This window comes from Pseudomonas sp. Irchel 3A7, assembly GCF_900187565.1.
In the GTDB taxonomy this organism is placed as follows: Bacteria; Pseudomonadota; Gammaproteobacteria; order Pseudomonadales; family Pseudomonadaceae; genus Aquipseudomonas.
Map to the genome: position 1 here is coordinate 58,691 of NZ_FYED01000007.1, position 22,918 is coordinate 81,608.

Sequence of the window (22,918 nt, forward strand, 5' to 3'; positions counted from 1 at the left end):
GCCGTCAACTCCCGGAATAGAGCATTGGCACCCGACGCAGGTTGCAGAAGATCTGATAAGGAATCGTGCCGGCGGCCATGGCCACGTCGCTGGCCAGGATGTTTTTGCCCCACAACTCCACCGTCGAGCCGAGGCCAGCCTGGGGAATATCGGTCAGATCGACGCACAGCATGTCCATCGATACCCGGCCGATCAACTGGCTGCGTTGCCCGGCCACCAGGACCGGCGTACCGGTCGGTGCCAGCCGCGGGTAGCCATCGGCGTACCCCATGGCCACCACCCCAACGCGCATCGGCTTCTGGGTGATGAATTTCGCGCCATAGCCGATCGGCTCGCCGGCCGGCAGTTCACGCACGCTGATCACCTTCGATTCGAGGGTCATCACCGGCTGCAGGCGCGAAGCCACGGCATTGGCTTCTTCGAAAGGCGTGGCGCCGTAAAGCATGATGCCCGGGCGCACCCAATCACTCGGAATCTGCGGCCAACCCAGCACCGCCGGCGAATTGCGCAGGCTGACCTCGGCCGCCAGGCCCTGACGCGCTGCTTCGAACACCGCGACCTGCTCGGCACTGGCCTGGCAGTTCAACTCATCGGCACGGGCGAAGTGGCTCATCAGCACAATCTTCGCCACTTTGCCGCTGGCCAGCAGCCGTTGATAGGCCGATTGATAATCCTTCGGATGCAGCCCCACCCGGTGCATGCCCGAATCGAGCTTGAGCCAGACCGTGATGGGTTTGCTCAGTGGCGCTTTTTCGATTGCTTCGAGCTGCCACAGCGAATGCACCACGCACCAGAAGTCATGCTCGACGATCAGCGACAGTTCGTCGGTTTCGAAAAAACCTTCCAGCAGCAAAACCGGCGCTCGAATACCGGCGGCGCGCAGTTCCAGAGCCTCTTCGATACAGGCCACGGCAAAGCCATCCGCTTCGGCTTCGAGCGCCTGGGCGCAGCGCACCGCGCCATGACCGTAAGCATCGGCCTTGATCACCGCGAGGGCGCGGGCTCCCGTGACCTCACGGGCAATCCGGTAGTTGTGACGAAGAGCTTGAAGGTCGATCAGGGCACGGGCAGGACGCATGGCGGCAGACTTCTGGTCGGTCGTTTGGAAGAAAAACCGGCGCTGGCTGGCGGCGTTAACCGCCAACAGCACCGGGAGAGGGATCTTTCTGACTGGCTCAAGGCAAGGCGGTTACCCGCGACAGCTCATGCACTCACTGGTGAGCTGGCGCTGGATTAACGTGCTTTGCGGATTCCTGTTGCTTGTTGCCGTAACGGGAAATATCCAGGCCTTCGGCGCTGATCTGCGGTTTTCTCTTCGCCATCAGGTCAGCCAGCAAGCGACCGGAACCACAGGCCATGGTCCAGCCAAGCGTGCCGTGACCGGTGTTCAGGAACAGGTTCTTGAACGGGGTGGCGCCCACGATAGGGGTGCCATCCGGAGTGGTCGGACGCAGGCCGGTCCAGAAACTTGCCTGGGCCAGATCGCCGCCCTGAGGATAAAGGTCGTTGACGATCATCTCCAGGGTTTCGCGTCGACGCGGGTTCAGCGACAGGTCAAAACCGGCAATCTCCGCCATGCCGCCGACGCGGATGCGGTTGTCGAAACGGGTGATCGCGACCTTGAAGGTCTCGTCGAGAATGGTCGAGGTCGGGGCCATCGCCGGGTTGGTGATCGGCACGGTCAGGGAGTAGCCCTTGAGCGGGTACACCGGCGCCTTGATACCCAGCGGCTTGAGCAATTGTGGCGAATAGCTGCCCAGTGCCAGCACGTAGCGGTCAGCGGTTTCCAGCTTGCCGTCGATCCACACGCCGTTGATGCGATCACCGGCGAAGTCGAGGCGCTGAATGTCCTGGCCGAAACGGAACTGCACACCGAGTTTCGCGGCCATTTCAGCGAGCTTGGTCGTGAACATCTGGCAGTCGCCGGTCTGGTCGTTCGGCAGGCGCAGGGCACCGGCGAGGATATCGGTGACGCTGGCCAGGGCCGGCTCGACGCGGGCAATGCCTTCGCGGTCGAGCAATTCGAACGGCACGCCGGACTCCTTCAGCACGGCGATGTCTTTCGCGGCGCCATCAAGCTGAGCCTGGGTGCGGAACAGCTGGGTCGTACCGAGGCTGCGGCCTTCGTAGGCGATACCGGTTTCGGCGCGCAGTTCGTCGAGGCAGTCACGGCTGTACTCGGACAGACGGACCATGCGCTCCTTGTTCACCGCGTAACGGCTGGCGGTGCAATTGCGCAGCATCTGCGCCATCCACAGGTATTGATCGATATCGGCGGTAGCCTTGATCGCCAGCGGCGCGTGACGCTGCAGCAGCCACTTGATGGCTTTGAGCGGCACACCCGGCGCGGCCCAGGGCGAGGCATAACCCGGCGACACCTGGCCGGCGTTGGCGAAACTGGTCTCCATGGCAGCAGCCGGCTGCCGGTCGACTACCACCACTTCAAACCCGGCACGCGCCAGGTAATAAGCACTGGTGGTACCGATGACGCCGCTACCCAAGACCATAACGCGCATTTTCATATCCCTCATCGCGGCTGACCGCTGACGTGTGTAGTTCAGAGCTTTAGATGTGCGCAGTGTAAAAAAGATTGGTCAGTGATTTTCACTATATAAGCGCCTATATTTGGCGACAATTCTCGGCAAAAACCCTTTTCACGGAGGCGCATCCCCTATGCGTACCAACACTCAAACCAAACGTGAGCTGGACAAGATCGACCGCAGCATCCTGCGGATCCTGCAAGCGGACGGGCGCATCTCTTTCACCGAGCTTGGGGAAAAGGTCGGGCTATCGACCACGCCCTGCACCGAGCGGGTCCGGCGCCTGGAGCGCGAAGGGATCATCATGGGCTACAACGCGCGGCTCAACCCGCAGCACCTCAAGGGGAGTCTGCTGGTGTTCGTCGAGATCAGCCTGGACTACAAATCCGGTGACACCTTCGAAGAGTTCCGACGTGCGGTGCTGAAACTGCCCCATGTGCTGGAATGCCACTTGGTATCAGGGGATTTCGACTATCTGGTGAAAGCGCGGATTTCCGAGATGGCCTCGTACCGCAAGCTGCTGGGCGACATCCTGCTCAAGCTGCCCCATGTGCGCGAATCCAAGAGCTACATCGTGATGGAAGAGGTGAAGGAGAGCTTGAGCTTGCCGATTCCGGATTGAGGTTTTACAACGCCTGTTCGGTCGCCTTCGCGAGCAGGCTCGCTCCCACAATGGGTTCGTGTCGTACCGGGGTTTTGTGGCCACTGAAGATCAACTGCGGGAGCGAGCCGGCTCGCAAAAGCAGGCGACCCGGTCTGACTGTTAAACGAGAACTTGCCGGTTACTCGCCATGTACTCGAATACCTGCTTCTCCACTCGCGGGTGAATCAACTCCACCGGCCGCCGCCCATTGGGGCACGGCAAGGTCTGGGTAGTGCCGAACAACCGGCAGATCAACGGCCGCTCGTCATACACGGTACAGCCGTTCGGCCCGAGATGGACGCAGTTGAGTTCGTCCATTGCGGCTTCCTGCTCGGCCCGGGTCTTTCGCGGCAGCCGCGACATTTCTTCCGGCGAGGTGGTCACCGGGCCGCAGCAGTCGTGACAGCCGGGCACGCACTCGAAGGAGGGGATCTGCTGGCGCAGTGTGCGAATTTTCTGACTGTTACAGCTCATTGAGGCGACGACCAAATATCAAGATAGAGCGCAATTCTGAGGCAAAAGCCGCGATCCAGACAGCGGCAACCGACCAATGTTGCCCATGCGCAAAGGTCCGGCTTATGCTCCGTCAAGTTTTCTAAACACAAGAATCAGGATGACGCGCATGAACGCCCGTGCCCAGCACACTGCCTCCTATTACGCCGCCAGCAGCCTGCCGCAGCCAGATTATCCGATGCTCCAAGGCGAAGTGCTGGCCGACGTGTGCGTGGTTGGCGGTGGGTTTTCGGGGTTGAACACGGCGCTGGAACTGGCGGAACGCGGCCTCGGCGTGGTGCTGCTCGAAGCCCGTAAAATCGGTTGGGGCGCCAGCGGGCGCAACGGCGGGCAGCTGATTCGCGGGGTCGGCCACGGCCTGGATCAGTTCACCAACGTTATCGGCGCCGACGGCGTGCGTCAGATGAAACTCATGGGCCTGGAAGCGGTGGAAATCGTCCGACAGCGAGTCGAGCGTTTTCAGATCCCCTGCGACCTGACCTGGGGTTATTGCGACCTGGCCAACAAGCCCCGCGACCTCGAAGGTTTTGCCGAGGACGCCGAAGAACTGCGCAACCTCGGTTACCGCTACGAAACCCGCCTGCTGCAACCCCATGAAATGCACACCGTGGTGGGGTCCGACCGTTACGTGGGCGGCCTGATCGACATGGGCTCCGGGCACTTGCATCCACTGAACCTGGCGCTGGGCGAAGCCGCCGCCGCGAAGCAACTGGGCGCCAGGCTGTTCGAACAGTCAGCCGTCACCCGCATCGATTACGGTTCCGAGGTCAAGGTGCATACCGCCCAAGGCACGGTCCGCGCCAAGACATTGGTACTGGGCTGTAATGCCTACCTCAACGAACTCAACCCCGAACTCAGCGGCAAGGTACTGCCCGCCGGCAGCTACATCATCGCCACCGAGCCTTTGAGCGAAGAACTGGCGCACTCGCTACTGCCGCAGAACATGGCGGTCTGCGATCAACGGGTGGCGCTGGATTACTATCGACTCTCGGCGGACCGCCGCTTGCTGTTCGGCGGTGCCTGCCATTACTCGGGACGGGACCCGAAAGACATCGCGGCCTATATGCGACCAAAGATGCTGGATGTTTTTCCGCAATTGGGCGACGTGAAGATCGATTATCAATGGGGCGGCATGATCGGCATCGGCGCCAACCGCCTGCCGCAAATCGGCCGCCTCAAGGACCAGCCGAACGTGTACTACGCCCAGGCTTATTCCGGGCATGGCGTGAATGCCACGCATCTGGCCGGCAAGTTGCTGGCCGAGGCCATCAGCGGGCAACAGAGCAGTGGTTTCGATCTGTTTGCCAAGGTGCCGCACATTACCTTTCCGGGCGGCCGGCATTTGCGCTCGCCGTTATTAGCGTTGGGGATGTTGTGGCATCGGTTTAAAGAGTTGGTTTGAAGTGACCTGTGCCCTTACGGGCCTCATCGCGGGCAAGCCCGCTCCCACAACGACCGCGCCGGTCACAAATGTTGAGTACGACGCGAACCCTGTGGGAGCGGGCTTGCCCGCGAATGGATCTAATGAACACCACAATGTTCAGATCCGCCAAAAGGGCTTCAACCCCTCCTCCCGCGCCTGCTCACGGGTCAGCCCGACATCCTTGAGCTGCTCGGATGTCAGCGTCAGCAACGCCTTGCGCGTGTGCAGACGATGCCAGAACAGACCCCAACGACTCAGGCCGGACGGCGCGTTGCGCATGTCCGCCTCGCGTGCATCGTTATCTTGCCCTGCCGCCAGTTCCTGACTGTGTAACGTCAGCCGCACATCGCTCAAGCCGTTCATTTTGAATGCTCCTGTTTACTTGGGTAGCCAGAGCTTTCATGATGCGTGGACGGCGAAAACCATTACAGATCCAACGCATCTGTATTATTTCCATACAGATTGTTCACTTCAGGCTCTGAATCCTGGTTTTTTCACCCATCTGTACTGGTTAGCCGAATCACTTGCCTCGAGACTGCGCCATGACCCTTTACGTCAACCTCGCTGAACTGCTCGGCACGCGTATCGAACAGGGCTTCTATCGCCCCGGCGACCGGCTGCCGTCGGTACGGGCGCTGAGCGTCGAACATGGCGTCAGCCTGAGTACGGTGCAGCAGGCCTACCGCGTGCTGGAAGACAGCGGACTGGCCACGCCAAGGCCTAAATCCGGGTATTTCGTGCCGGTGAGTCGCCAATTACCGGAGCTGCCGGCGGTGGGTCGCCCGGCGCAGCGGCCTGTGGATATCTCGCAATGGGATCAGGTGCTGGAGTTGATTCGCGCGGTGCCGCGCAAGGATGTGGTGCAATTGGGTCGCGGCATGCCGGACATCACCACCCCCACCCTCAAGCCCCTGCTACGCGGCCTGGCGCAGCTCAGTCGTCGGCAAGACATGCCTGGCCTGTATTACGACAACATTCACGGCAACCTCGAACTGCGTGTACAGATCGCCCGGCTGATGCTCGATTCCGGTTGCCAGCTGAGCCCCGGTGACCTGGTGGTTACGACCGGCTGCCACGAAGCGTTATCTACCAGCATCCGCTCCATCTGCGAACCGGGGGATATCGTGGCCGTGGACTCGCCGAGCTTTCATGGCGCCATGCAAACCCTCAAGGGCCTGGGCATGAAAGCCCTGGAAATCCCTACCGACCCGCTCACCGGGATCAGCCTCGATGCACTTGAACTGGCCCTGGAACAATGGCCGATCAAGGTCATACAGTTGACGCCCAACTGCAACAACCCGCTGGGCTACATCATGCCGGAGTCGCGCAAACGCGCGTTGTTGATGCTCGCACAGCGTTTCGACGTGGCGATCATCGAAGACGATGTGTATGGCGAATTGGCCTACACCTACCCGCGCCCACGCACGATCAAATCCTTCGACGAAGACGGCCGCGTCCTGCTCTGCAGTTCATTTTCCAAGACCCTTGCCCCCGGCCTGCGCATTGGCTGGGTCGCACCCGGTCGCTATCTGGAACGCGTGCTGCACATGAAATACATCAGCACCGGCTCCACCGCGCCACAACCGCAGATTGCCATCGCCGAGTTCCTCAAGGGTGGTCACTTCGAACCGCATTTGCGGCGGATGCGCACGCAATACCAACGCAATCGCGACGCGATGATCGATTGGGTCACCCGCTATTTCCCCGCCGGCACTCGCGCCAGCCGCCCGCAAGGCAGTTTCATGTTGTGGGTTGAACTGCCTGAAGGCTTTGACACCCTGAGACTGAATCGCGCCTTGCACGATCAGGGCGTACAGATTGCCGTGGGCAGCATATTTTCCGCTTCGGGCAAGTACCGTAACTGTCTGCGTATGAACTACGCTGCCAAACCAACGGCACAGATTGAAGAAGCCGTGCGCAAGGTCGGTGCCGCCGCCATCAAGCTGCTGGCGGAAACCGACTGGCTGACCGACTGACCTTTCTGAAGAGTCCAGCGTCCATATGCCAACACCCGCCAATCGGAACGATCCCACGTGAGAGTCAGACAGCCCCTGCTTGCTCTGGTGTTACTTGCTTCGTTCCTTGGCGGCTGCGCCAGTTTCGATGTGCAGCGCCAACCGAGCCAGGCGCTGCCGGCGAGCGCTTCGGCATTCGGCCGCTCAGTCCAGGCCCAGGCGGCCCCCCATGAAGGGAAATCCGGCTTTCGGCTGCTGTCCGACAGCACCGAAGCCTTCACCGCCCGCGCCGAACTGATCCGCAACGCCCAAGGCAGCCTCGATCTGCAGTACTACATCGTCCATGACGGCGTCAGCACGCGAATGCTGGTAGAGGAACTGCTCAAGGCCGCCGACCGCGGTGTGAGGGTGCGCATTCTCCTCGATGACACCACCAGCGACGGCCTGGACCGCACCATCGCCACCCTTGCGGCACATCCACAGATTCAGATTCGCGTGTTCAACCCCCTGCATCTGGGGCGCAGCACCGGCGTGACGCGCACCATGGGCCGCCTGTTCAACCTGTCGCAGCAACACCGGCGCATGCACAACAAACTGTGGCTGGCGGACAACAGCATGGCTATCGTCGGCGGGCGAAATCTGGGGGATGAGTATTTCGATGCCGAGCCGAATCTGAATTTCACGGATATCGACATACTCGGCGTCGGCCCCGTCGCCGAGCAGCTGGGTCACAGTTTCGACCAATACTGGAACAGCGCCTTGAGCAAGCCGGTCGAGCAGTTCCTGTCGAGCAAACCGACCGCACAGGACCTGCAAAACACCCGCACGCGGCTGGAAGAATCCCTGGAGGAGTCTCGCAAACAGAACCACGCGCTGTTTCAACAGTTGATGAAGTTCGCCACCGACCCGCGCCTGGATATCTGGCGCAAGGAGCTGATCTGGGCCTGGAACCAGGCGTTGTGGGATGCGCCGAGCAAGGTGCTGGCGGACGGCGAGCCAGACCCGCAGTTGCTGCTGACCACCCAGTTGGCACCCGAACTCAACGGCGTCAGCAAAGAGCTGGTGATGGTCTCGGCTTACTTCGTGCCGGGCCAGCCGGGGCTGGTGTACCTGACCGGCCGTGCCGATTCCGGCGTATCGGTGCGATTGCTGACAAACTCACTGGAAGCCACCGACGTACCGGCGGTGCATGGCGGCTATGCACCGTATCGCAAGGCCCTGCTGGAGCATGGCGTGCAACTCTATGAATTGCGTCGCCAGCCCGGCGACGAAAGCGGCAGCGGACCTCGCCTGTTTTCGCGACGATCCTATGGCGAATCCGATTCCAGCCTGCACAGCAAGGCGATCATCTTCGACCAGCAGAAGTCCTTCATCGGCTCATTCAACTTCGACCCGCGTTCGGTACTGTGGAACACCGAAGTCGGGGTGCTGGTGGACAGCCCGGAACTGGCGGCCCGCGTCCGCGAACTGGCGTTGGAAGGCATGGCGCCGTCCCTGAGTTATCAAGCGCGGCTGGAGAATGGCCAAGTCGTCTGGACCACCGAAGACGACGGCAAAATGCACACCCTGACCAAGGAACCAGGCAGTTGGTGGCGGCGCTTCAATGCCTGGCTGAGCGACACGGTGGGACTCGAGCAAATGCTTTAAGCCGGTTCGGCAACCGCGCCAAACGCTCCCTGGCGCGACACAAGTATCACCAGGCCAAACGCACCTGCCGCCATCAGCAACGGCAACGCATGCCCGCTGATCCACTGGCTGCCGGCACCGGCGATCAACGGCCCGAGCAGGCAACCGATACCCCACAGTTGCGCGATGTGTGCGTTGGCCCGAACCAGCGCATCGTCACGATAACGCTCGCCGATCAGGATCAGGGACAAGGTAAACAAACCGCCGGCACTGGCGCCGAACAGCACCCACAGCGGCCAGATCAGCAGCGTGTCGATCAGCAACGGAATCGCCAGACTCGACACCAGCAAAACCATCGCACACCACGTGAACAATGCACGACGCGACATGCGATCCGCCAGCGCACCGATCGGCAATTGCAGCAAGGCATCCCCCACCACCACCGTACTGACCATCGCCAAGGCGATTTCCGTGGTGAAACCCTGACGCAAGCAGTACACCGGCAGCAATGTCAGGATCATCGCTTCGAACGCCGCGAACAGCGACACTGCCCAGGCAATCGCCGGCAAGCCACGACAGAACGTCAGCAAATCACCGAAGGTCACGCTGCAGGCCTCGCTGCTGGGCGCGCCACTGCGGCCCAATAACAGAAACGGTGCCGCCACCAGCAAACCGACCCCGACCCAGAAGCCATAATCGTGCTCGGTGCCCAGGACACCCAGCAGAATCGGCCCGGCCAATTGACTCAGCGCGTAGCTGCTGCCGTAGAGCGCCACCAGCCGTCCGCGCCATTCTTCGACCACCAGCTGGTTGATCCAGCTTTCGCCAAGGATGAACACCAGGGTCAGCACCACGCCGATCATCAAGCGCAGCACCAGCCAGATCGGATAGCTCGGCATCAACGCCAGCAAACCGATGGACACCGCCCCGCCCCACAGGCACAGGCGCATCAGATTGGCCGTGCCGAGACGTGCCGCCAGATGACTGGAGATCTTCGCCCCCAGTAAAACGCCAATGGCCGGCATCGCCGCCATCACACCAATGGCAAACGAGCCGTAACCCCAGCTTTCCAGGCGAAACGACACCAGCGGCATGCTGACACCCAGGGCCAGGCCGACACTCAAGACAGACGCCAACACGGCGAAATACGTCGCCCAACGCATGTTCCACGCTCCTGTGGATAATTTTATGCACAACACAAAACACTGTGGGAGCGAGCCTGCTCGCGAAGACGGAGCAACATTCAACATTGACGTCGACTGTTATACCGCTTTCGCGAGCAGGCTCGCTCCCACAGGGGATCTGCGTCGTTTGGGATGCCTGCTTTTACAGCAGGCTCCCGTTAACGGCTTACAACTTGATCCAGGTCGCCTTCAGCTCGGTGTACTTGTCGAACGCGTGCAGCGACTTGTCGCGGCCGTTGCCGGACTGCTTGAAGCCACCGAACGGTGCCGTCATGTCGCCGCCATCGTACTGGTTGACCCACACGCTACCGGCACGCAGTGCCCTGGCGGTCAGGTGAGCCTTGGAGATGTCCTTGGTCCACACGGCCGCGGCGAGGCCGTAAGGCGTGTCGTTGGCAATCGCAATGGCTTCTTCGGCGGTATCGAAAGCGATGACCGACAACACAGGTCCGAAGATTTCTTCCTGGGCGATTTTCATCGCGTTGCTCACGCCATCGAAAATCGTCGGCTCGACGTAGGTGCCTCCGGTTTCCTGGAGGGTACGCTTGCCACCGGCCACCAGTTTGGCGCCGTCCGCGTGACCGGATTCGATGTAGGACAGCACGGTGTTCATCTGCTGGGTATCCACCAGCGCACCGACATTGGTCGCCGGGTCCAACGGGTTACCTGGCTTCCAGGCTTTCAGGGCCTCGATCACCAGCGGCAGGAATTTATCCTTGATGGAGCGCTCCACCAGCAGGCGCGAGCCGGCGGTGCAGACTTCACCCTGGTTGAAGGCGATGGCGCCAGCCGCCGCTTCGGCCGCTGCTTGAAGGTCCGGAGCATCGGCGAACACAATGTTCGGGCTTTTGCCGCCGGCTTCCAGCCAAACGCGCTTCATGTTCGACTCGCCGGAGTAGATCAGCAGCTGCTTGGCGATCTTGGTCGAACCGGTGAACACCAGGGTGTCGACGTCGTTATGCAGAGCCAAGGCCTTGCCGACGGTGTGACCGTAGCCCGGCAGCACGTTCAGCACGCCTTTCGGAATACCGGCTTCAACGGCCAGTGCTGCGATACGGATGGCGGTCAGGGGAGATTTTTCCGACGGCTTGAGGATCACCGAGTTACCGGTCGACAGCGCAGGACCCAGCTTCCAGCACGCCATCATCAACGGGAAGTTCCACGGCACGATGGCGCCGACTACGCCGACCGGCTCACGGGTCACCAGACCCAATTGATCGTGCGGGGTAGCCGCCACTTCGTCGTAGATCTTGTCGATGGCTTCTCCGCTCCAGCTCAGGGCTTGTGCCGCGCCGGGAACGTCGATGTACAGGGAGTCGCTGATCGGCTTGCCCATGTCCAGGGTTTCAAGCAGTGCCAGCTCCTCGGCGTGCTGTTTCAGCAGGCCGGCGAAACGGATCATCGCGGATTTGCGTTTGGTCGGCGCCAGGCGCGACCAGACACCCGAATTAAAGGTGGCGCGAGCATTTTCTACAGCGCGCTGGGCGTCGGCGGCGTCACAGCTGGCAATCTTGCCCAGCAGACGGCCATCGACCGGGCTGATGCACTCGAAGGTCTCGCCGGAGACGGCATCGGTGTACTCGCCATTGAGGTAAGCACGGCCTTCGATCTTCAGATCGCGAGCCTTTTGTTCCCAGTCGGCACGAGTCAGGGTGGTCATTCGAGTGTCCTCCTCTTATTGAATACGACACCCGCGTTCTTCGCGGGCGCTGTCAGGAATTCTGCCCGGGCCAGCCTGCTATTCGGCCAAGGGCAACCATCACCCTAAACCAGCGGCAGGTGAAGTTTCAATATATTTGACATAAGGCTGGCAAACGGCCTTGCGATGTTCATTTTAATAAACATAGACTTTGACAACAGTCACCACTCGCACCGCAATGACGGGGGAATACAACAATGAGCATCCAGAACATCGTCGACTTCAGCCAGGCCACCACCGCCGCCGAACGCTATCGTCCAGACCCGACCAAGGTGCTCAAGGGCGATCCTGAGCAAGCGGTGTTCAACCACTACAACAGTCCTTGCGGCCAGCTGAACGCCGGTGTGTGGGAAGGGGCTGTCGGCCAATGGACAGTGAATTTCACCGAACACGAATATTGCGAAATCGTGCAGGGTGTTTCCGTGCTGCGTGATCTCGATGGTAACGCCAAGACGCTGCGGGTTGGCGATCGCTTCGTCATCCCGGCAGGTTTCCGGGGCACCTGGGAAGTGCTGGAGCCATGCCGCAAAATTTATGTGGCGTTTGAGCAGAAGGCCTGACAATTAGCGTTGCCTGGGCCGACGCTTTCGCGAGCAGGCTCGCTACCACAGGAGATCAGTGTGTACACGGACATTGTGGGAGCGAGCCCGCTCGCGAAGGGGGCCTGACAGGCAATACCTGACCATCAGGCAACAAAAAAGGCCCGTATCTCGCGATACGGGCCTTTTTCGTAAGTCGGGAAAAATCAATTACTTGATTTTGCCTTCCTTGTAGATCACGTGCTTGCGAACAACCGGATCAAATTTCTTGATCTCGATTTTGTCCGGAGTAGTGCGCTTGTTCTTGTCGGTAGTGTAGAAGTGACCAGTACCGGCGCTCGAAATCAAACGAATCAATTCACGCATGATTAGCTCCCTTAAACCTTGCCATCGCGACGAAGTTCGGCCAGCACGACACTGATGCCACGCTTGTCGATGATGCGCATGCCTTTGGCAGATACGCGCAGACGTACGAAACGTTTCTCTTCTTCAACCCAGAAGCGGTGATGCTGCAGGTTCGGCAGGAAACGACGACGGGTTTTGTTGTTTGCGTGGGAAATGTTATTCCCAGTCACCGGACCCTTACCGGTAACTTGACATACTCTAGACATGCCTCAGCCCTCTAAAACCACATGCCCAACCCGGCATGGGTTGGCCGCTTAATCTCTAGTCATTGTGGCGCCAGGCGCCGCGATTCTTTAGAGGTCTTACCGGCTACACCTACAGTGAAGGAACCGGGCCCCTAGAAAAGAGCGCTGCTTTATACCAGAAAGACTGGAGAGCAACAACATTCGCTGTGCCTTGAATGGAGAAAAACCCGGTTTTCCACGCCTCAAGCGCTTTGGATAAAGGCTGTCGCCGTTTTCGACCGCTCGTCGCGAGAATCTGCCCCACGCCACGACGACGACGTTTTTCCACCCGAGCACAGCAAAATCAGGCGCCTATAGTCCCCTGAAAATGAAAAAGGGGATAGTCATTTGCAAAGGAGCCCACTAGGGTAAGCCTTTTCCAGACTGCACTTGCAGATGGGCCTTCGATCTGTAAAGGAATCCGACCATGCGCCTCGCTGCCCTACCGCTGTTGCTAGCCCCGCTTCTGCTGAGCCCACAGGCCTTCGCCGCCGCCCTGAGCGTTTGCACCGAGGCCAGCCCCGAAGGGTTCGACGTGGTGCAATACAACTCGCTGACCACCACCAACGCCTCGGCGGACGTACTGATGAACCGTCTGGTGGATTTCGACACGGCCAGCGGCAAAGTGGTCGCCAGTCTCGCCGAGAGCTGGGAAGTCAGCCCCGATGGCTTGACGTATGTGTTCAAGCTGCGCCCGCAGGTGAAGTTCCACCGCACCGAGTATTTCAGCCCGACGCGCGAAATGACCGCCGAGGACGTGAAGTTCAGCTTCGACCGCATGCTCGATCCGGCTAACCCCTGGCACAAGGTCGCCCAGAGCGGCTTCCCCCATGCGCAATCCATGCAATTGCCGGCGCTGATCAAAAAAATCGACGCCCTCGACCCGCTGACCGTGCGCTTCACGCTGGACCATCCGGATTCAACTTTCCTCGCAACCCTGAGCATGGGTTTCGCCTCGATCTATTCGGCCGAATACGCCGATAAACTGTTGAAGGCAGGCACCCCGGAGAAGCTCAACAGCCAGCCGATCGGCAGCGGCCCGTTCGTGTTCACGCGCTTCCAGAAGGACGCCTCGATCCGCTACAAGGCCAACCCGGACTACTTTGGTGGCAAGCCGTCAGTGGACCCGCTGATCTTCGCCATCACCCCGGACGCCAACGTGCGCTTGCAGAAGTTGCGTCGCAATGAATGCCAGATCGCCCTGTCGCCCAAGCCTCTGGACGTACAGGCAGCGCTGAAAGAGCCGACCCTGAAAGTGGAAAAAACTGACGCGTTCATGACCGCATTCGTCGGCATCAACAGCCAGCATCCACCGCTGGACAAGCCTGAAGTGCGCCAGGCGATCAACCTCGCTTTCGACAAGGCCAATTACGTCAAGGCCGTGTTCGAAGACACCGCCGAGCCTGCCAATGGCCCCTACCCGCCGAACACCTGGAGCTACGCCAAAAGCCTGCCGGGCTATGCCCATGACGTGGAGAAAGCCAAGGCGTTGATGGCCAAGGCCGGACTCAAGGACGGCTTCCAGACCACCATCTGGACTCGCCCGTCGGGCAGCCTGCTGAACCCGAACCCCAGCCTCGGCGCCCAACTGCTGCAGTCTGACCTCGCGGAAATCGGCATACAGGCCGAAATTCGCGTGATCGAATGGGGCGAACTGATCCGTCGCGCCAAGGCCGGTGAACATGACCTGCTGTTCATGGGCTGGGCCGGCGACAACGGTGACCCTGACAACTTCCTCACGCCGCAGTTTTCCTGCGCCGCGGTCAAGTCCGGTACCAACTTTGCCCGTTACTGCAACCAGGACCTGGACAAGCTCATCAACGCCGGCAAGACCACCGGCGAGCAAGGCGTGCGCACCAAGCTCTACGAACAGGCCCAGACGCAGATCCAGCAGCAGGCATTGTGGCTGCCGCTGGCGCACCCGACGGCTTTTGCCCTGACACGCAAAGATGTCGAGGGTTACTCGGTGAGCCCGTTTGGGCGGCAGGACTATTCGAAGGTCAACCTCAAATAATCCGCCCGGCCACAAAACCTGTGGGAGCGAGCCTGCTCGCGAAAGCAACCTGTCAGTCAAAATGGAGATCGACTGACACTACGCCTTCGCGAGCAGGCTCGCTCCCACAGAGTCTTGCTTAGCTCCACCCCGCTTTACATCCAGCCGTATTCAGCCATCGAAAGCGGATCGCCATCGCCGATGATGAAATGGTCAAGCACCCGCACATCAATCAGCTCCAAGGCTTTTTGCAGACGCTTGGTGAGCATCCGGTCGGCCTGACTGGGGTCGGAGTTGCCCGACGGATGGTTGTGGCAGAGGATCAGCGCCGCCGCGTTGTGTGCCAGCGCGCGCTTGACCACCTCCCGCGGATGGACACTGGTGTTGTCGATGGAGCCACGAAACAGTGCCTCAAAGGTCAGCACCTGATGTTTTGAATCCAGGAACAGACAACCGAACACTTCGTGGGGCTCATGGCGCAGCATCGCCTTCAAGTAATCGCGCACCGCATGCGGATTTTCCAACACTGGCTTGAAGCGCAGCCGCTCAGCCAGATGCCGTCGACTCATTTCCAGAACCGCCTGCAATTGTGCGAACTTTGCCGCACCCAGTCCCAACTGCCTGCTGAACGCCGGGAGATCCGCCTCCAACAGCGACCGCAGGCTGCCAAATTGACCCAGCAGATGCCGCGCCAGATCCACCGCGCTTTTGCCTGACACCCCGGTTCGCAAAAAGATGGCCAGCAATTCGGCATCCGAAAGGCTTGCCGGCCCCTGCTCAAGAAGCTTCTCCCGCGGCCGCTCCGCCGCCGGCCAATCGCGAATACTCATAGCACCTCCCTGTCTGTGGGCGCCGCTGTTCCGTAGCGGTCGCTGTGATATCGTAGCCCATCTTTTTTGCGGGCGAATTCACCCTGGGGAGGGGGTTTCGCTACGTTTGTCACCAACGAATTGAAAGGCAGGCCTATGCAGCGGCTGTATCGGAAACGCATTGTTCTGGGCGTCGGCGGCGGCATTGCTGCCTACAAAAGCGCCGATCTGGTTCGCCGGCTGATGGACCAGGGTGCCGAAGTGCGCGTGGTCATGACCCGTGGCGGCAGCGAGTTCATCACGCCACTGACCATGCAGGCCCTGTCCGGGCACCCCGTGCACCTGGACCTGCTGGACCCGGCGGCCGAAGCGGCCATGGGCCATATCGAGCTGGCCAAATGGGCTGACCTGGTGCTGATCGCACCCGCCACCGCAGACCTGATCGCCCGATTGGCTCAAGGCATCGCCGACGATTTGCTGACCACGCTGGTGCTGGCCACTGACGCAGTGGTCGCGGTAGCCCCGGCGATGAACCAGGCCATGTGGCGCGACCCGGCGACCCAGGCCAACCTGCAAACCCTGGAAAGCCGCGACCTGAAAGTCTTCGGCCCGGCCTCCGGCAGCCAGGCCTGCGGCGATGTCGGTTTGGGCCGCATGCTTGAAGCCACCGACCTGGCACAGCTGGCCGCGGATTGCTTCAAGCGCCAGGCGCTGACCGGCAAACACGTGCTGATCACCGCCGGCCCGACCCAGGAAAACATCGACCCGGTGCGCTACATCACCAACCACAGCTCCGGGAAAATGGGCTTTGCCCTGGCCGAAGCCGCGGTGGAAGCCGGCGCCCGCGTGACCTTGATCACCGGTCCGGTGCACCTGGCGACGCCGGATCGCGTCACCCGTATCGACGTGGTCAGCGCCCGCGACATGCTCGCCGCCTGCGAGGCTGCGATCCCGTGCGACCTCTTCATCGCCTCCGCAGCGGTCGCAGACTATCGCCCGGAAGTCGTCGCCCCACAAAAACTAAAGAAAGATCCTACGAACGGCGACGGCTTGTTGCTACAGATGGTGCGCAACCCGGACATCCTGGCCAGCATCGCCACCCGCCCCGACCGTCCGTTCAGTGTCGGTTTCGCCGCCGAAACCGAACACCTGCTCGACTACGCTGCCCGCAAGTTGAAGGACAAGAATCTCGATTTGATCGTCGCCAACGACGTCGCCAACCCGAGCATTGGCTTCAACAGCGAAGAGAACGCCTGCAGCGTGATCGATCGTCAGCTTCACGCCACGCTTTTCGCCCAAACTAGCAAGAGCAAGATTGCTCGCCAGTTGATCACTTTCATCGCCGAACGTCTGAACCAGGTTTAATTTACATGCACGCTTTGCAAGCCAAGATCCTCGACCCTCGCATCGGTACCGAATTCCCGCTGCCGCAATACGCCACTCCAGGCTCCGCCGGTTTAGACCTGCGCGCCATGCTGGAAAAAGACATCGTGATCAAACCGGGCGAGACCGTACTGATTCCTACGGGGCTGTCGGTCTATATCGGTGACCCGAACCTCGCGGCGCTGATTCTCCCACGCTCTGGCCTGGGCCATAAGCACGGCATCGTACTGGGTAACCTGGTCGGCCTGATCGATTCCGACTACCAGGGTCCGCTGATGGTCTCGTGCTGGAACCGTGGCCAGAGCGATTTCACCATGGTCGTTGGCGAGCGCCTGGCGCAATTGGTACTTGTGCCGGTGGTACAGGCACATTTCGAGATGGTCGAAGAGTTCGTCGAGACCCAGCGCGGCACTGGCGGCTTCGGTCATTCCGGCAGCCATTAATCCCAAGGGTTTATCGTGGCGAGGGAGCAAGCTCCATCGCCACAATATTTGTGCTGGTTTCTGCACCGTGCTGGCGTCATGGCCCTTTCACACCACGAACTCTCTGTGAAAAACGTCGTCATACCTTTCACTTTGAGCCTGCCCACGAATGATTCGCAGGCAGGTCCAGCCACTTTCGAGATGGAGCATTCCCACAGATGAGCACCCCCGCCCGCGTAGCCCCCAAGTTCCCTGACAGCATCTTCCGCGCCTACGATATTCGCGGCACCGTTCCGGAATTTCTGAACGCTGAAACGGCTTACTGGCTCGGTCGCGCCATCGGTGCCCAAAGTCTGGCCCAGGATGAACCGAATGTTTGCGTCGGCCGTGATGGTCGCCTTTCCGGCCCGGAACTGGTGGAGCAACTGATCCAGGGCCTGGCCGACAGCGGTTGCCACGTCAGTGATGTCGGCCTGGTGCCAACCCCTGCGCTGTACTACGCCGCCAACGTACTGGCCGGCAAATCCGGGGTGATGCTGACCGGCAGCCACAACCCGTCGAACTACAACGGCTTCAAGATCGTCATTGCTGGCGACACCTTGGCCAACGAGCAGATCCAGGCCCTGCATGACCGCCTCAAGAATAACGACTTGAGCAGCGGCCAGGGCAGCATCACCAGGGTCGAAATCCTCGACCGCTACACCACCGAAATCGTCCAGGACATCAAGCTGGCCCGACGCCTGAAGGTCGTGGTGGACTGCGGCAACGGCGCTGCCGGCGTGATTGCCCCGCAACTGATCGAAGCACTGAACTGCGAAGTCATCCCGCTGTTCTGCGAAGTCGACGGCAATTTCCCGAACCATCACCCGGACCCGGGCAAGCTGGAAAATCTGGTAGACCTGATTGCCAAGGTCAAGGAAACCAACGCTGACTTGGGCCTGGCCTTCGACGGCGATGGCGACCGCGTGGGCGTGGTCACCAACACCGGCAGCGTCGTGTTCCCGGACCGCCTGCTGATGCTGTTTGCCAAGGATGTGGTGGCACGCAACCCCGACGCGGAAATCATCTTCGACGTCAAATGCACCCGCCGCCTGATCCCGCTGATCAAGGAATATGGCGGTCGTCCGCTGATGTGGAAGACCGGTCATTCGTTGATCAAAAAGAAAATGAAACAATCCGGCGCCCTGTTGGCCGGCGAAATGAGCGGGCACATCTTCTTCAAGGAGCGCTGGTTCGGTTTCGACGACGGCATCTACAGCGCCGCGCGGTTGCTGGAAATCCTCAGCAAGGAAAAATCGTCGGCCGAAGAATTGTTCGCAACCTTCCCGAACGATATTTCTACGCCGGAAATCAATATCCATGTGACCGAAGAGAGCAAATTCAGCATCATTGATGCACTGCACGACGCGCAGTGGGGCGAAGGCGCTGACCTGACCACCATTGACGGCGTGCGAGTCGACTATGCCAAAGGCTGGGGCCTGGTTCGCGCCTCCAACACCACACCGGTGCTGGTGCTGCGCTTCGAGGCCGATGACGAGGCTGAATTGCAGCGCATCAAGGACGTTTTCCATGTCCAGTTGAAGCGTGTCGCACCTGATCTCCAACTACCGTTCTGATTCACCCGGAGCCCTGAATGACCCTCGAACGCGAAGCCGCCGCCAACACCGCCAAGGTCCTGTCCGAAGCGCTGCCTTACATTCGCCGCTATGTCGGCAAGACGCTGGTGATCAAATACGGCGGCAACGCGATGGAAAGCGAGGAGCTGAAAACCGGCTTCGCCCGCGACATCGTGCTGATGAAAGCCGTTGGCATCAACCCGGTGGTCGTTCACGGCGGCGGCCCGCAAATCGGTGACTTGCTCAAGCGCCTGTCGATCGAGAGCCACTTTGTCGACGGTATGCGCGTCACCGACGCGGCGACCATGGACGTGGTGGAAATGGTCTTGGGCGGCCAGGTCAACAAGGACATCGTCAACCTGATCAACCGTCACGGCGGCAGCGCCATCGGCCTGACCGGCAAAGACGCCGAGTTGATTCGTGCGAAGAAACTCACCGTCACCCGCCAGACCCCGGAGATGACCCAGCCGGAAATCATCGACATCGGCCACGTCGGCGAAGTGGTCGGGATCAATACCGACCTGCTGAACCTGCTGGTCAAAGGCGATTTTATCCCGGTGATCGCGCCAATCGGCGTCGGCGCCAACGGCGAGTCGTACAACATCAACGCCGACCTGGTGGCTGGCAAGGTTGCCGAAGCACTGAAGGCCGAAAAGCTGATGCTGCTGACCAACATCGCCGGGCTGATGGACAAGTCGGGCAAGGTATTGACCGGCCTGAGCACGCAGCAGGTCGACGACCTGATCGCCGACGGCACTATCTACGGCGGAATGCTGCCGAAGATCCGTTGCGCGCTGGAAGCGGTCCAGGGTGGCGTGGGCAGTTCGCTGATCATCGACGGTCGCGTGCCGAATGCAATCCTGCTGGAAATCTTCACCGATACCGGCGTGGGTACCTTGATCAGCAATCGCAAGCGTCACTAAGCGATAGCGGATGCAAAAAGACCCCGCTCAGCCTGGCTGAGCGGGGTCTTTTTTTACCACGACCTCTGTGGGAGCGGGCTTGCCCGCGATAGCTATCTGTCAGCCAACATCGCCGTCGACTGACACTCCGTCATCGCGGGCAAGCCCGCTCCCACAGGGAATTGTGGTTAAACGCCGAACTGGGCGCGGTAGGCTTCCACGGCTGGCAAATGCTGCTTGAGCTGCGGATCGTCAGCCAGGAATTCCAGCACCTGATTCAGCGAAACAATGCTGATCACCGGAATCCCGAAGTCGCGCTCCACTTCCTGGATCGCCGACAACTCACCGTTGCCACGCTCCTGACGGTTCAGGGCGATCAATACACCGGCAGCCTTGGCACCGTCCTGGGAAGCGATGATCTGCATCACTTCACGGATGGCGGTGCCCGCGGTAATCACGTCGTCGATGATCAGCACCTCGCCGGTCAGCGGTGCGCCAACCAGGCTGCCGCCTTCGCCGTGAGCCTTGGCTTCCTTGCGGTTGAAGCACCATGGCAGGTCACGGTTGTGATGCTCGGCCAACGCCACGGCGGTGGTTGCCGCCAGAGGGATGCCCTTGTAGGCCGGACCGAACAGCACGTCGAAGGAAATGCCGCTTTCGGCAATGGCTGCGGCGTAGAAACGACCCAGCTGTGCCAGGGCCGAACCCGAGTTGAACAGGCCCGCGTTGAAGAAGTAAGGACTGGTGCGCCCGGACTTCAGGGTGAACTCACCGAAGCGCAAAACGCCGCGATCGATGGCAAAACGAATGAAATCGCGCTGATACGCTTGCATGAAAAAAACCCCAAATACCACGGATTTAGCTAATTAGCTTGACGCCGTGTATCATACACGCACGCGATTTTTGGGGCCATTTATGCGGATCATCAGTGTGAACGTCAATGGTATTCAGGCTGCAGTCGAGCGAGGTTTGCTCAGTTGGCTGCAAGCACAGAATGCCGACGTCATCTGCCTGCAGGACACCCGTGCCTCCGCCTTTGAACTGGACGATCCAGCCTTCCAACTGGATGGATACTTCCTTTATGCCTGCGACGCCGAAGTTCCCGCCCAAGGTGGTGTGGCTTTGTACTCGCGGTTGCAACCGAAGGCTGTCATCAGCGGTCTCGGTTTCGAGACGGCCGACCGCTACGGGCGCTACCTGCAAGCCGATTTCGACAAAGTCAGTATTGCAACCTTGTTGCTTCCGTCGGGTATGAACGGCGATGAGGACTTGAACCAGAAGTTCAAGCTCATGGACGACTTCGCCAAGTACCTGGACAAGCAACGGCGCAAACGCCGCGAGTACATTTATTGTGGCTCGCTGTACGTGGCGCAACAGAAGCTGGACATCAAGAACTGGCGCGACAGCCAGCAATCCCCGGGCTTCCTGGCACCTGAACGTGCCTGGATGGACGAGATTGTCGGCAACATGGGTTATGTTGATGCCCTGCGCGAAGTCAGTCGTGAAGGCGACCAGTACAGCTGGTGGCCCGATAACGAACAGGCCGAAATGCTCAACCTCGGCTGGCGCTTCGACTATCAGCTGCTGACCCCGGGCCTGCGCCGCTTTGTACGCAGCGCACGCTTGCCACGTCAGCCGCGGTTCTCGCAACACGCGCCGCTGATCGTGGACTACGACTGGACGCTGACCATCTAAGCGTCAGATGCAAAAAAGCCGACAGCGATGTCGGCTTTTTTGTGCGCGCTGGTTTGCTTTCTGTGGGAGCGAGCCTGCTCGCGAAAGCGGTCTATCAGTCACATCAGTGTTGACTGTGACGACCTCTTCGCGAGCAGGCTCGCTCCCACAAAGAGAACCTCGCTGATCGTTATTTGATCAATCGCCAAGTGAACGGGTAACGGTAAGGCACCCCTTCATTGGCTTTCACGCCACCGATGATGGTCAAGACCAGCGCACCGATCGCCACCAACCCGAACAGGAAGAACCCGATAATCACCACCATCAGCAGGAAGCAGATGGCCGAGGCAATGGCGACGGTGATCTGAAAGTTCAGCGCTTCCTTGCCTTGAGCATCGATGAACGGGTCCATCTCGCGCTTCATCTGCCACAGAATCAACGGGCCGATCAGCGTGCCGAACGGAATCCAGATTCCCAGCAAGGCGGACAAGTGACAAAACATCGCCCACTGCCGAACCTCTTTGCTCGGGGTGGGAAGCAGCTGTTGCTCATCACTCATGACGCCCTCCTTGCCTGCGGTATTCCGATCAGTCAGCCAGTGCAGCCTTTTGCAGATCGAAAATTTCGTTCATGCCTTTCTTGGCCAGTTCCAGCATGGCGTTCAGCTCTTCAGGCTGGAACGGCGCGCCTTCGGCAGTGCCCTGGACTTCAATGAAACCGCCGGTGCTGGTCATTACGACGTTCAGGTCGGTCTCGGCAGCCGAATCTTCCAGATAATCGAGGTCGAGCACTGGCTCGCCCTGGTACATGCCGACGGAAACGGCACCGATCATTTGCTTGAGCGGGTCGCCGCCTTTCAGGCCGCCACGCTTCTTGATCACTTTCAAGGCATCGACCAGAGCAACCATGGCACCGGTGATGGAAGCGGTACGAGTACCGCCGTCGGCCTGGATCACGTCGCAATCGACGTACAGGGTCACGTCGCCCAGCTTGGACATGTCCAGTGCTGCGCGCAGGGAGCGACCGATCAGGCGCTGGATCTCCAGGGTACGGCCGCCTTGCTTGCCGCGGCTCGCTTCACGCTGGTTACGCTCGCCGGTGGCGCGCGGCAGCATGCCGTACTCGGCGGTCAACCAACCCTGGCCCTGCCCCTTGAGGAAACGCGGCACGCCGTTTTCGACACTGACGGTGCAGATGACTTTGGTATCACCGAACTCGACCAGTACGGATCCCTCGGCGTGTTTGGTGTAGTTGCGGGTAATGCGGATCGAGCGGAGCTGATCGGCAGCGCGACCACTTGGACGTTTCATAAGGGATACCTGTACGGGGACGGAAAACTGCGGAGCATTATAGAGCTGCCAGCCACGA

General features: G+C 60.3%; 22 protein-coding genes and 1 pseudogene. 11 read left to right on the forward strand and 12 right to left on the reverse strand.

From position 1 onward, the window contains the following. Window positions 1-4: 4 nt before the first annotated feature. Window positions 5-1,078: an alanine racemase gene (gene alr, locus CKW21_RS13180; RefSeq protein WP_095194647.1), complete on the reverse strand. Its 1,074-nt coding sequence runs from the start codon at window positions 1,076-1,078 to the stop codon at window positions 5-7. A gap of 133 nt (window positions 1,079-1,211) precedes the next feature. Beyond that, the gene (dadA, locus tag CKW21_RS13185) at window positions 1,212-2,516 is read right to left on the reverse strand and encodes a D-amino acid dehydrogenase (protein WP_095194648.1); all 1,305 of its coding nucleotides are present in this window, start codon (window positions 2,514-2,516) and stop codon (window positions 1,212-1,214) included. 157 nt (window positions 2,517-2,673) lie between these two features. On the opposite strand from dadA, the gene CKW21_RS13190 reads away from it, so the two are divergent. After that, complete coding sequence (locus CKW21_RS13190; RefSeq protein ID WP_095194410.1) at window positions 2,674-3,162, forward strand: Lrp/AsnC ligand binding domain-containing protein; 489 nt, start codon at window positions 2,674-2,676, stop codon at window positions 3,160-3,162. Window positions 3,163-3,303: 141 nt separating this feature from the next. On the opposite strand, the gene CKW21_RS13195 is transcribed toward CKW21_RS13190, so the two are convergent. Beyond that, window positions 3,304-3,657 (reverse strand): YkgJ family cysteine cluster protein, encoded by a 354-nt coding sequence (locus CKW21_RS13195; protein ID WP_095194411.1) that lies wholly within the window; start codon window positions 3,655-3,657, stop codon window positions 3,304-3,306. A 148-nt stretch (window positions 3,658-3,805) separates the two neighbouring features. Between CKW21_RS13195 and CKW21_RS13200 the strand changes: the two genes are divergently transcribed. Next, window positions 3,806-5,098: an FAD-binding oxidoreductase gene (locus CKW21_RS13200; protein WP_095194412.1), complete on the forward strand. Its 1,293-nt coding sequence runs from the start codon at window positions 3,806-3,808 to the stop codon at window positions 5,096-5,098. A gap of 138 nt (window positions 5,099-5,236) precedes the next feature. Here the strand turns inward: CKW21_RS13200 and CKW21_RS13205 are convergent, their stop codons facing one another. After that, entirely contained in the window at window positions 5,237-5,482 is a 246-nt protein-coding gene (locus CKW21_RS13205) for a DUF1127 domain-containing protein (protein ID WP_095194413.1), read from the reverse strand. A 179-nt stretch (window positions 5,483-5,661) separates the two neighbouring features. Between CKW21_RS13205 and CKW21_RS13210 the strand changes: the two genes are divergently transcribed. Together CKW21_RS13210 and CKW21_RS13215 are read left to right on the forward strand one after the other, a co-directional pair. Continuing rightward, a complete protein-coding gene (locus CKW21_RS13210; protein ID WP_095194414.1) occupies window positions 5,662-7,095 on the forward strand; it encodes a PLP-dependent aminotransferase family protein in 1,434 nt (477 codons plus the stop codon). A gap of 57 nt (window positions 7,096-7,152) precedes the next feature. After that, window positions 7,153-8,721, forward strand: a complete 1,569-nt coding sequence (locus tag CKW21_RS13215; protein ID WP_095194415.1) for a phospholipase D family protein — start codon at window positions 7,153-7,155, stop codon at window positions 8,719-8,721. Here CKW21_RS13215 and CKW21_RS13220 read toward each other — a convergent pair. After that, the gene (locus tag CKW21_RS13220; protein WP_095194416.1) at window positions 8,718-9,863 is read right to left on the reverse strand and encodes an MFS transporter; all 1,146 of its coding nucleotides are present in this window, start codon (window positions 9,861-9,863) and stop codon (window positions 8,718-8,720) included. The genes CKW21_RS13215 and CKW21_RS13220 overlap by 4 nt on opposite strands. Window positions 9,864-10,050: 187 nt before the next feature. Next, window positions 10,051-11,544: an aldehyde dehydrogenase gene (locus tag CKW21_RS13225; RefSeq protein WP_095194417.1), complete on the reverse strand. Its 1,494-nt coding sequence runs from the start codon at window positions 11,542-11,544 to the stop codon at window positions 10,051-10,053. Window positions 11,545-11,780: 236 nt separating this feature from the next. Between CKW21_RS13225 and CKW21_RS13230 the strand changes: the two genes are divergently transcribed. Continuing rightward, a complete protein-coding gene (locus CKW21_RS13230) occupies window positions 11,781-12,143 on the forward strand; it encodes a cupin domain-containing protein (protein ID WP_095194418.1) in 363 nt (120 codons plus the stop codon). 189 nt (window positions 12,144-12,332) lie between these two features. Here CKW21_RS13230 and rpmG read toward each other — a convergent pair whose 3' ends face one another. Then, window positions 12,333-12,488: a 50S ribosomal protein L33 gene (rpmG, locus tag CKW21_RS13235; RefSeq protein ID WP_007894709.1), complete on the reverse strand. Its 156-nt coding sequence runs from the start codon at window positions 12,486-12,488 to the stop codon at window positions 12,333-12,335. Between the two features lie 11 nt (window positions 12,489-12,499). Then, window positions 12,500-12,733, reverse strand: a complete 234-nt coding sequence (rpmB, locus tag CKW21_RS13240) for a 50S ribosomal protein L28 (RefSeq protein ID WP_003177273.1) — start codon at window positions 12,731-12,733, stop codon at window positions 12,500-12,502. A gap of 445 nt (window positions 12,734-13,178) precedes the next feature. Between rpmB and CKW21_RS13245 the strand changes: the two genes are divergently transcribed. Then, complete coding sequence (locus CKW21_RS13245) at window positions 13,179-14,765, forward strand: ABC transporter substrate-binding protein (RefSeq protein WP_095194419.1); 1,587 nt, start codon at window positions 13,179-13,181, stop codon at window positions 14,763-14,765. 134 nt (window positions 14,766-14,899) lie between these two features. Here the strand turns inward: CKW21_RS13245 and radC are convergent, their stop codons facing one another. Then, window positions 14,900-15,574 (reverse strand): DNA repair protein RadC, encoded by a 675-nt coding sequence (gene radC / locus CKW21_RS13250; RefSeq protein WP_095194420.1) that lies wholly within the window; start codon window positions 15,572-15,574, stop codon window positions 14,900-14,902. 135 nt (window positions 15,575-15,709) lie between these two features. Between radC and coaBC the strand changes: the two genes are divergently transcribed. From coaBC to argB, 4 genes and pseudogenes are all read left to right on the forward strand, one after another. Further along, on the forward strand, window positions 15,710-16,918 hold the full coding sequence (gene coaBC / locus CKW21_RS13255; RefSeq protein WP_095194421.1) for a bifunctional phosphopantothenoylcysteine decarboxylase/phosphopantothenate--cysteine ligase CoaBC: 1,209 nt from the start codon (window positions 15,710-15,712) through the stop codon (window positions 16,916-16,918). Between the two features lie 5 nt (window positions 16,919-16,923). Next, window positions 16,924-17,379, forward strand: a complete 456-nt coding sequence (gene dut, locus CKW21_RS13260; protein WP_095194422.1) for a dUTP diphosphatase — start codon at window positions 16,924-16,926, stop codon at window positions 17,377-17,379. 191 nt (window positions 17,380-17,570) lie between these two features. Then, window positions 17,571-18,974 (forward strand): annotated as a pseudogene (locus CKW21_RS13265) (phosphomannomutase/phosphoglucomutase); the annotation flags it as partial. A 17-nt stretch (window positions 18,975-18,991) separates the two neighbouring features. Continuing rightward, a complete protein-coding gene (gene argB / locus CKW21_RS13270; protein WP_095194424.1) occupies window positions 18,992-19,897 on the forward strand; it encodes an acetylglutamate kinase in 906 nt (301 codons plus the stop codon). 167 nt (window positions 19,898-20,064) lie between these two features. Here argB and pyrE read toward each other — a convergent pair whose 3' ends face one another. After that, window positions 20,065-20,709 (reverse strand): orotate phosphoribosyltransferase, encoded by a 645-nt coding sequence (gene pyrE, locus CKW21_RS13275; protein WP_034147724.1) that lies wholly within the window; start codon window positions 20,707-20,709, stop codon window positions 20,065-20,067. An 82-nt stretch (window positions 20,710-20,791) separates the two neighbouring features. Between pyrE and CKW21_RS13280 the strand changes: the two genes are divergently transcribed. Then, entirely contained in the window at window positions 20,792-21,571 is a 780-nt protein-coding gene (locus CKW21_RS13280; RefSeq protein WP_053163881.1) for an exodeoxyribonuclease III, read from the forward strand. A gap of 169 nt (window positions 21,572-21,740) precedes the next feature. Here the strand turns inward: CKW21_RS13280 and CKW21_RS13285 are convergent, their stop codons facing one another. Next, window positions 21,741-22,109, reverse strand: coding sequence for a DUF4870 domain-containing protein (locus CKW21_RS13285; RefSeq protein WP_095194425.1), 369 nt, complete (start codon window positions 22,107-22,109; stop codon window positions 21,741-21,743). A 28-nt stretch (window positions 22,110-22,137) separates the two neighbouring features. Next, entirely contained in the window at window positions 22,138-22,860 is a 723-nt protein-coding gene (gene rph / locus CKW21_RS13290) for a ribonuclease PH (RefSeq protein WP_047535109.1), read from the reverse strand. Window positions 22,861-22,918: the final 58 nt, after the last annotated feature.

Coding starts and splice junctions, on each gene's coding strand:
- CKW21_RS13200 (WP_095194412.1), top strand. CDS start 3,806: ATGAACGCCCGTGCCCAGCACACTGCCTCCTATTACGCCGCCAGCAGC.
- CKW21_RS13190 (WP_095194410.1), top strand. CDS start 2,674: ATGCGTACCAACACTCAAACCAAACGTGAGCTGGACAAGATCGACCGC.
- CKW21_RS13210 (WP_095194414.1), top strand. CDS start 5,662: ATGACCCTTTACGTCAACCTCGCTGAACTGCTCGGCACGCGTATCGAA.
- coaBC (WP_095194421.1), top strand. CDS start 15,710: ATGCAGCGGCTGTATCGGAAACGCATTGTTCTGGGCGTCGGCGGCGGC.
- CKW21_RS13230 (WP_095194418.1), top strand. CDS start 11,781: ATGAGCATCCAGAACATCGTCGACTTCAGCCAGGCCACCACCGCCGCC.
- CKW21_RS13195 (WP_095194411.1), bottom strand. CDS start 3,657: ATGAGCTGTAACAGTCAGAAAATTCGCACACTGCGCCAGCAGATCCCC.
- CKW21_RS13245 (WP_095194419.1), top strand. CDS start 13,179: ATGCGCCTCGCTGCCCTACCGCTGTTGCTAGCCCCGCTTCTGCTGAGC.
- rph (WP_047535109.1), bottom strand. CDS start 22,860: ATGAAACGTCCAAGTGGTCGCGCTGCCGATCAGCTCCGCTCGATCCGC.
- pyrE (WP_034147724.1), bottom strand. CDS start 20,709: ATGCAAGCGTATCAGCGCGATTTCATTCGTTTTGCCATCGATCGCGGC.
- radC (WP_095194420.1), bottom strand. CDS start 15,574: ATGAGTATTCGCGATTGGCCGGCGGCGGAGCGGCCGCGGGAGAAGCTT.
- dadA (WP_095194648.1), bottom strand. CDS start 2,516: ATGCGCGTTATGGTCTTGGGTAGCGGCGTCATCGGTACCACCAGTGCT.
- CKW21_RS13220 (WP_095194416.1), bottom strand. CDS start 9,863: ATGCGTTGGGCGACGTATTTCGCCGTGTTGGCGTCTGTCTTGAGTGTC.
- CKW21_RS13205 (WP_095194413.1), bottom strand. CDS start 5,482: ATGAACGGCTTGAGCGATGTGCGGCTGACGTTACACAGTCAGGAACTG.
- rpmG (WP_007894709.1), bottom strand. CDS start 12,488: ATGCGTGAATTGATTCGTTTGATTTCGAGCGCCGGTACTGGTCACTTC.
- argB (WP_095194424.1), top strand. CDS start 18,992: ATGACCCTCGAACGCGAAGCCGCCGCCAACACCGCCAAGGTCCTGTCC.
- rpmB (WP_003177273.1), bottom strand. CDS start 12,733: ATGTCTAGAGTATGTCAAGTTACCGGTAAGGGTCCGGTGACTGGGAAT.
- CKW21_RS13280 (WP_053163881.1), top strand. CDS start 20,792: ATGCGGATCATCAGTGTGAACGTCAATGGTATTCAGGCTGCAGTCGAG.
- alr (WP_095194647.1), bottom strand. CDS start 1,078: ATGCGTCCTGCCCGTGCCCTGATCGACCTTCAAGCTCTTCGTCACAAC.
- CKW21_RS13285 (WP_095194425.1), bottom strand. CDS start 22,109: ATGAGTGATGAGCAACAGCTGCTTCCCACCCCGAGCAAAGAGGTTCGG.
- CKW21_RS13225 (WP_095194417.1), bottom strand. CDS start 11,544: ATGACCACCCTGACTCGTGCCGACTGGGAACAAAAGGCTCGCGATCTG.
- dut (WP_095194422.1), top strand. CDS start 16,924: ATGCACGCTTTGCAAGCCAAGATCCTCGACCCTCGCATCGGTACCGAA.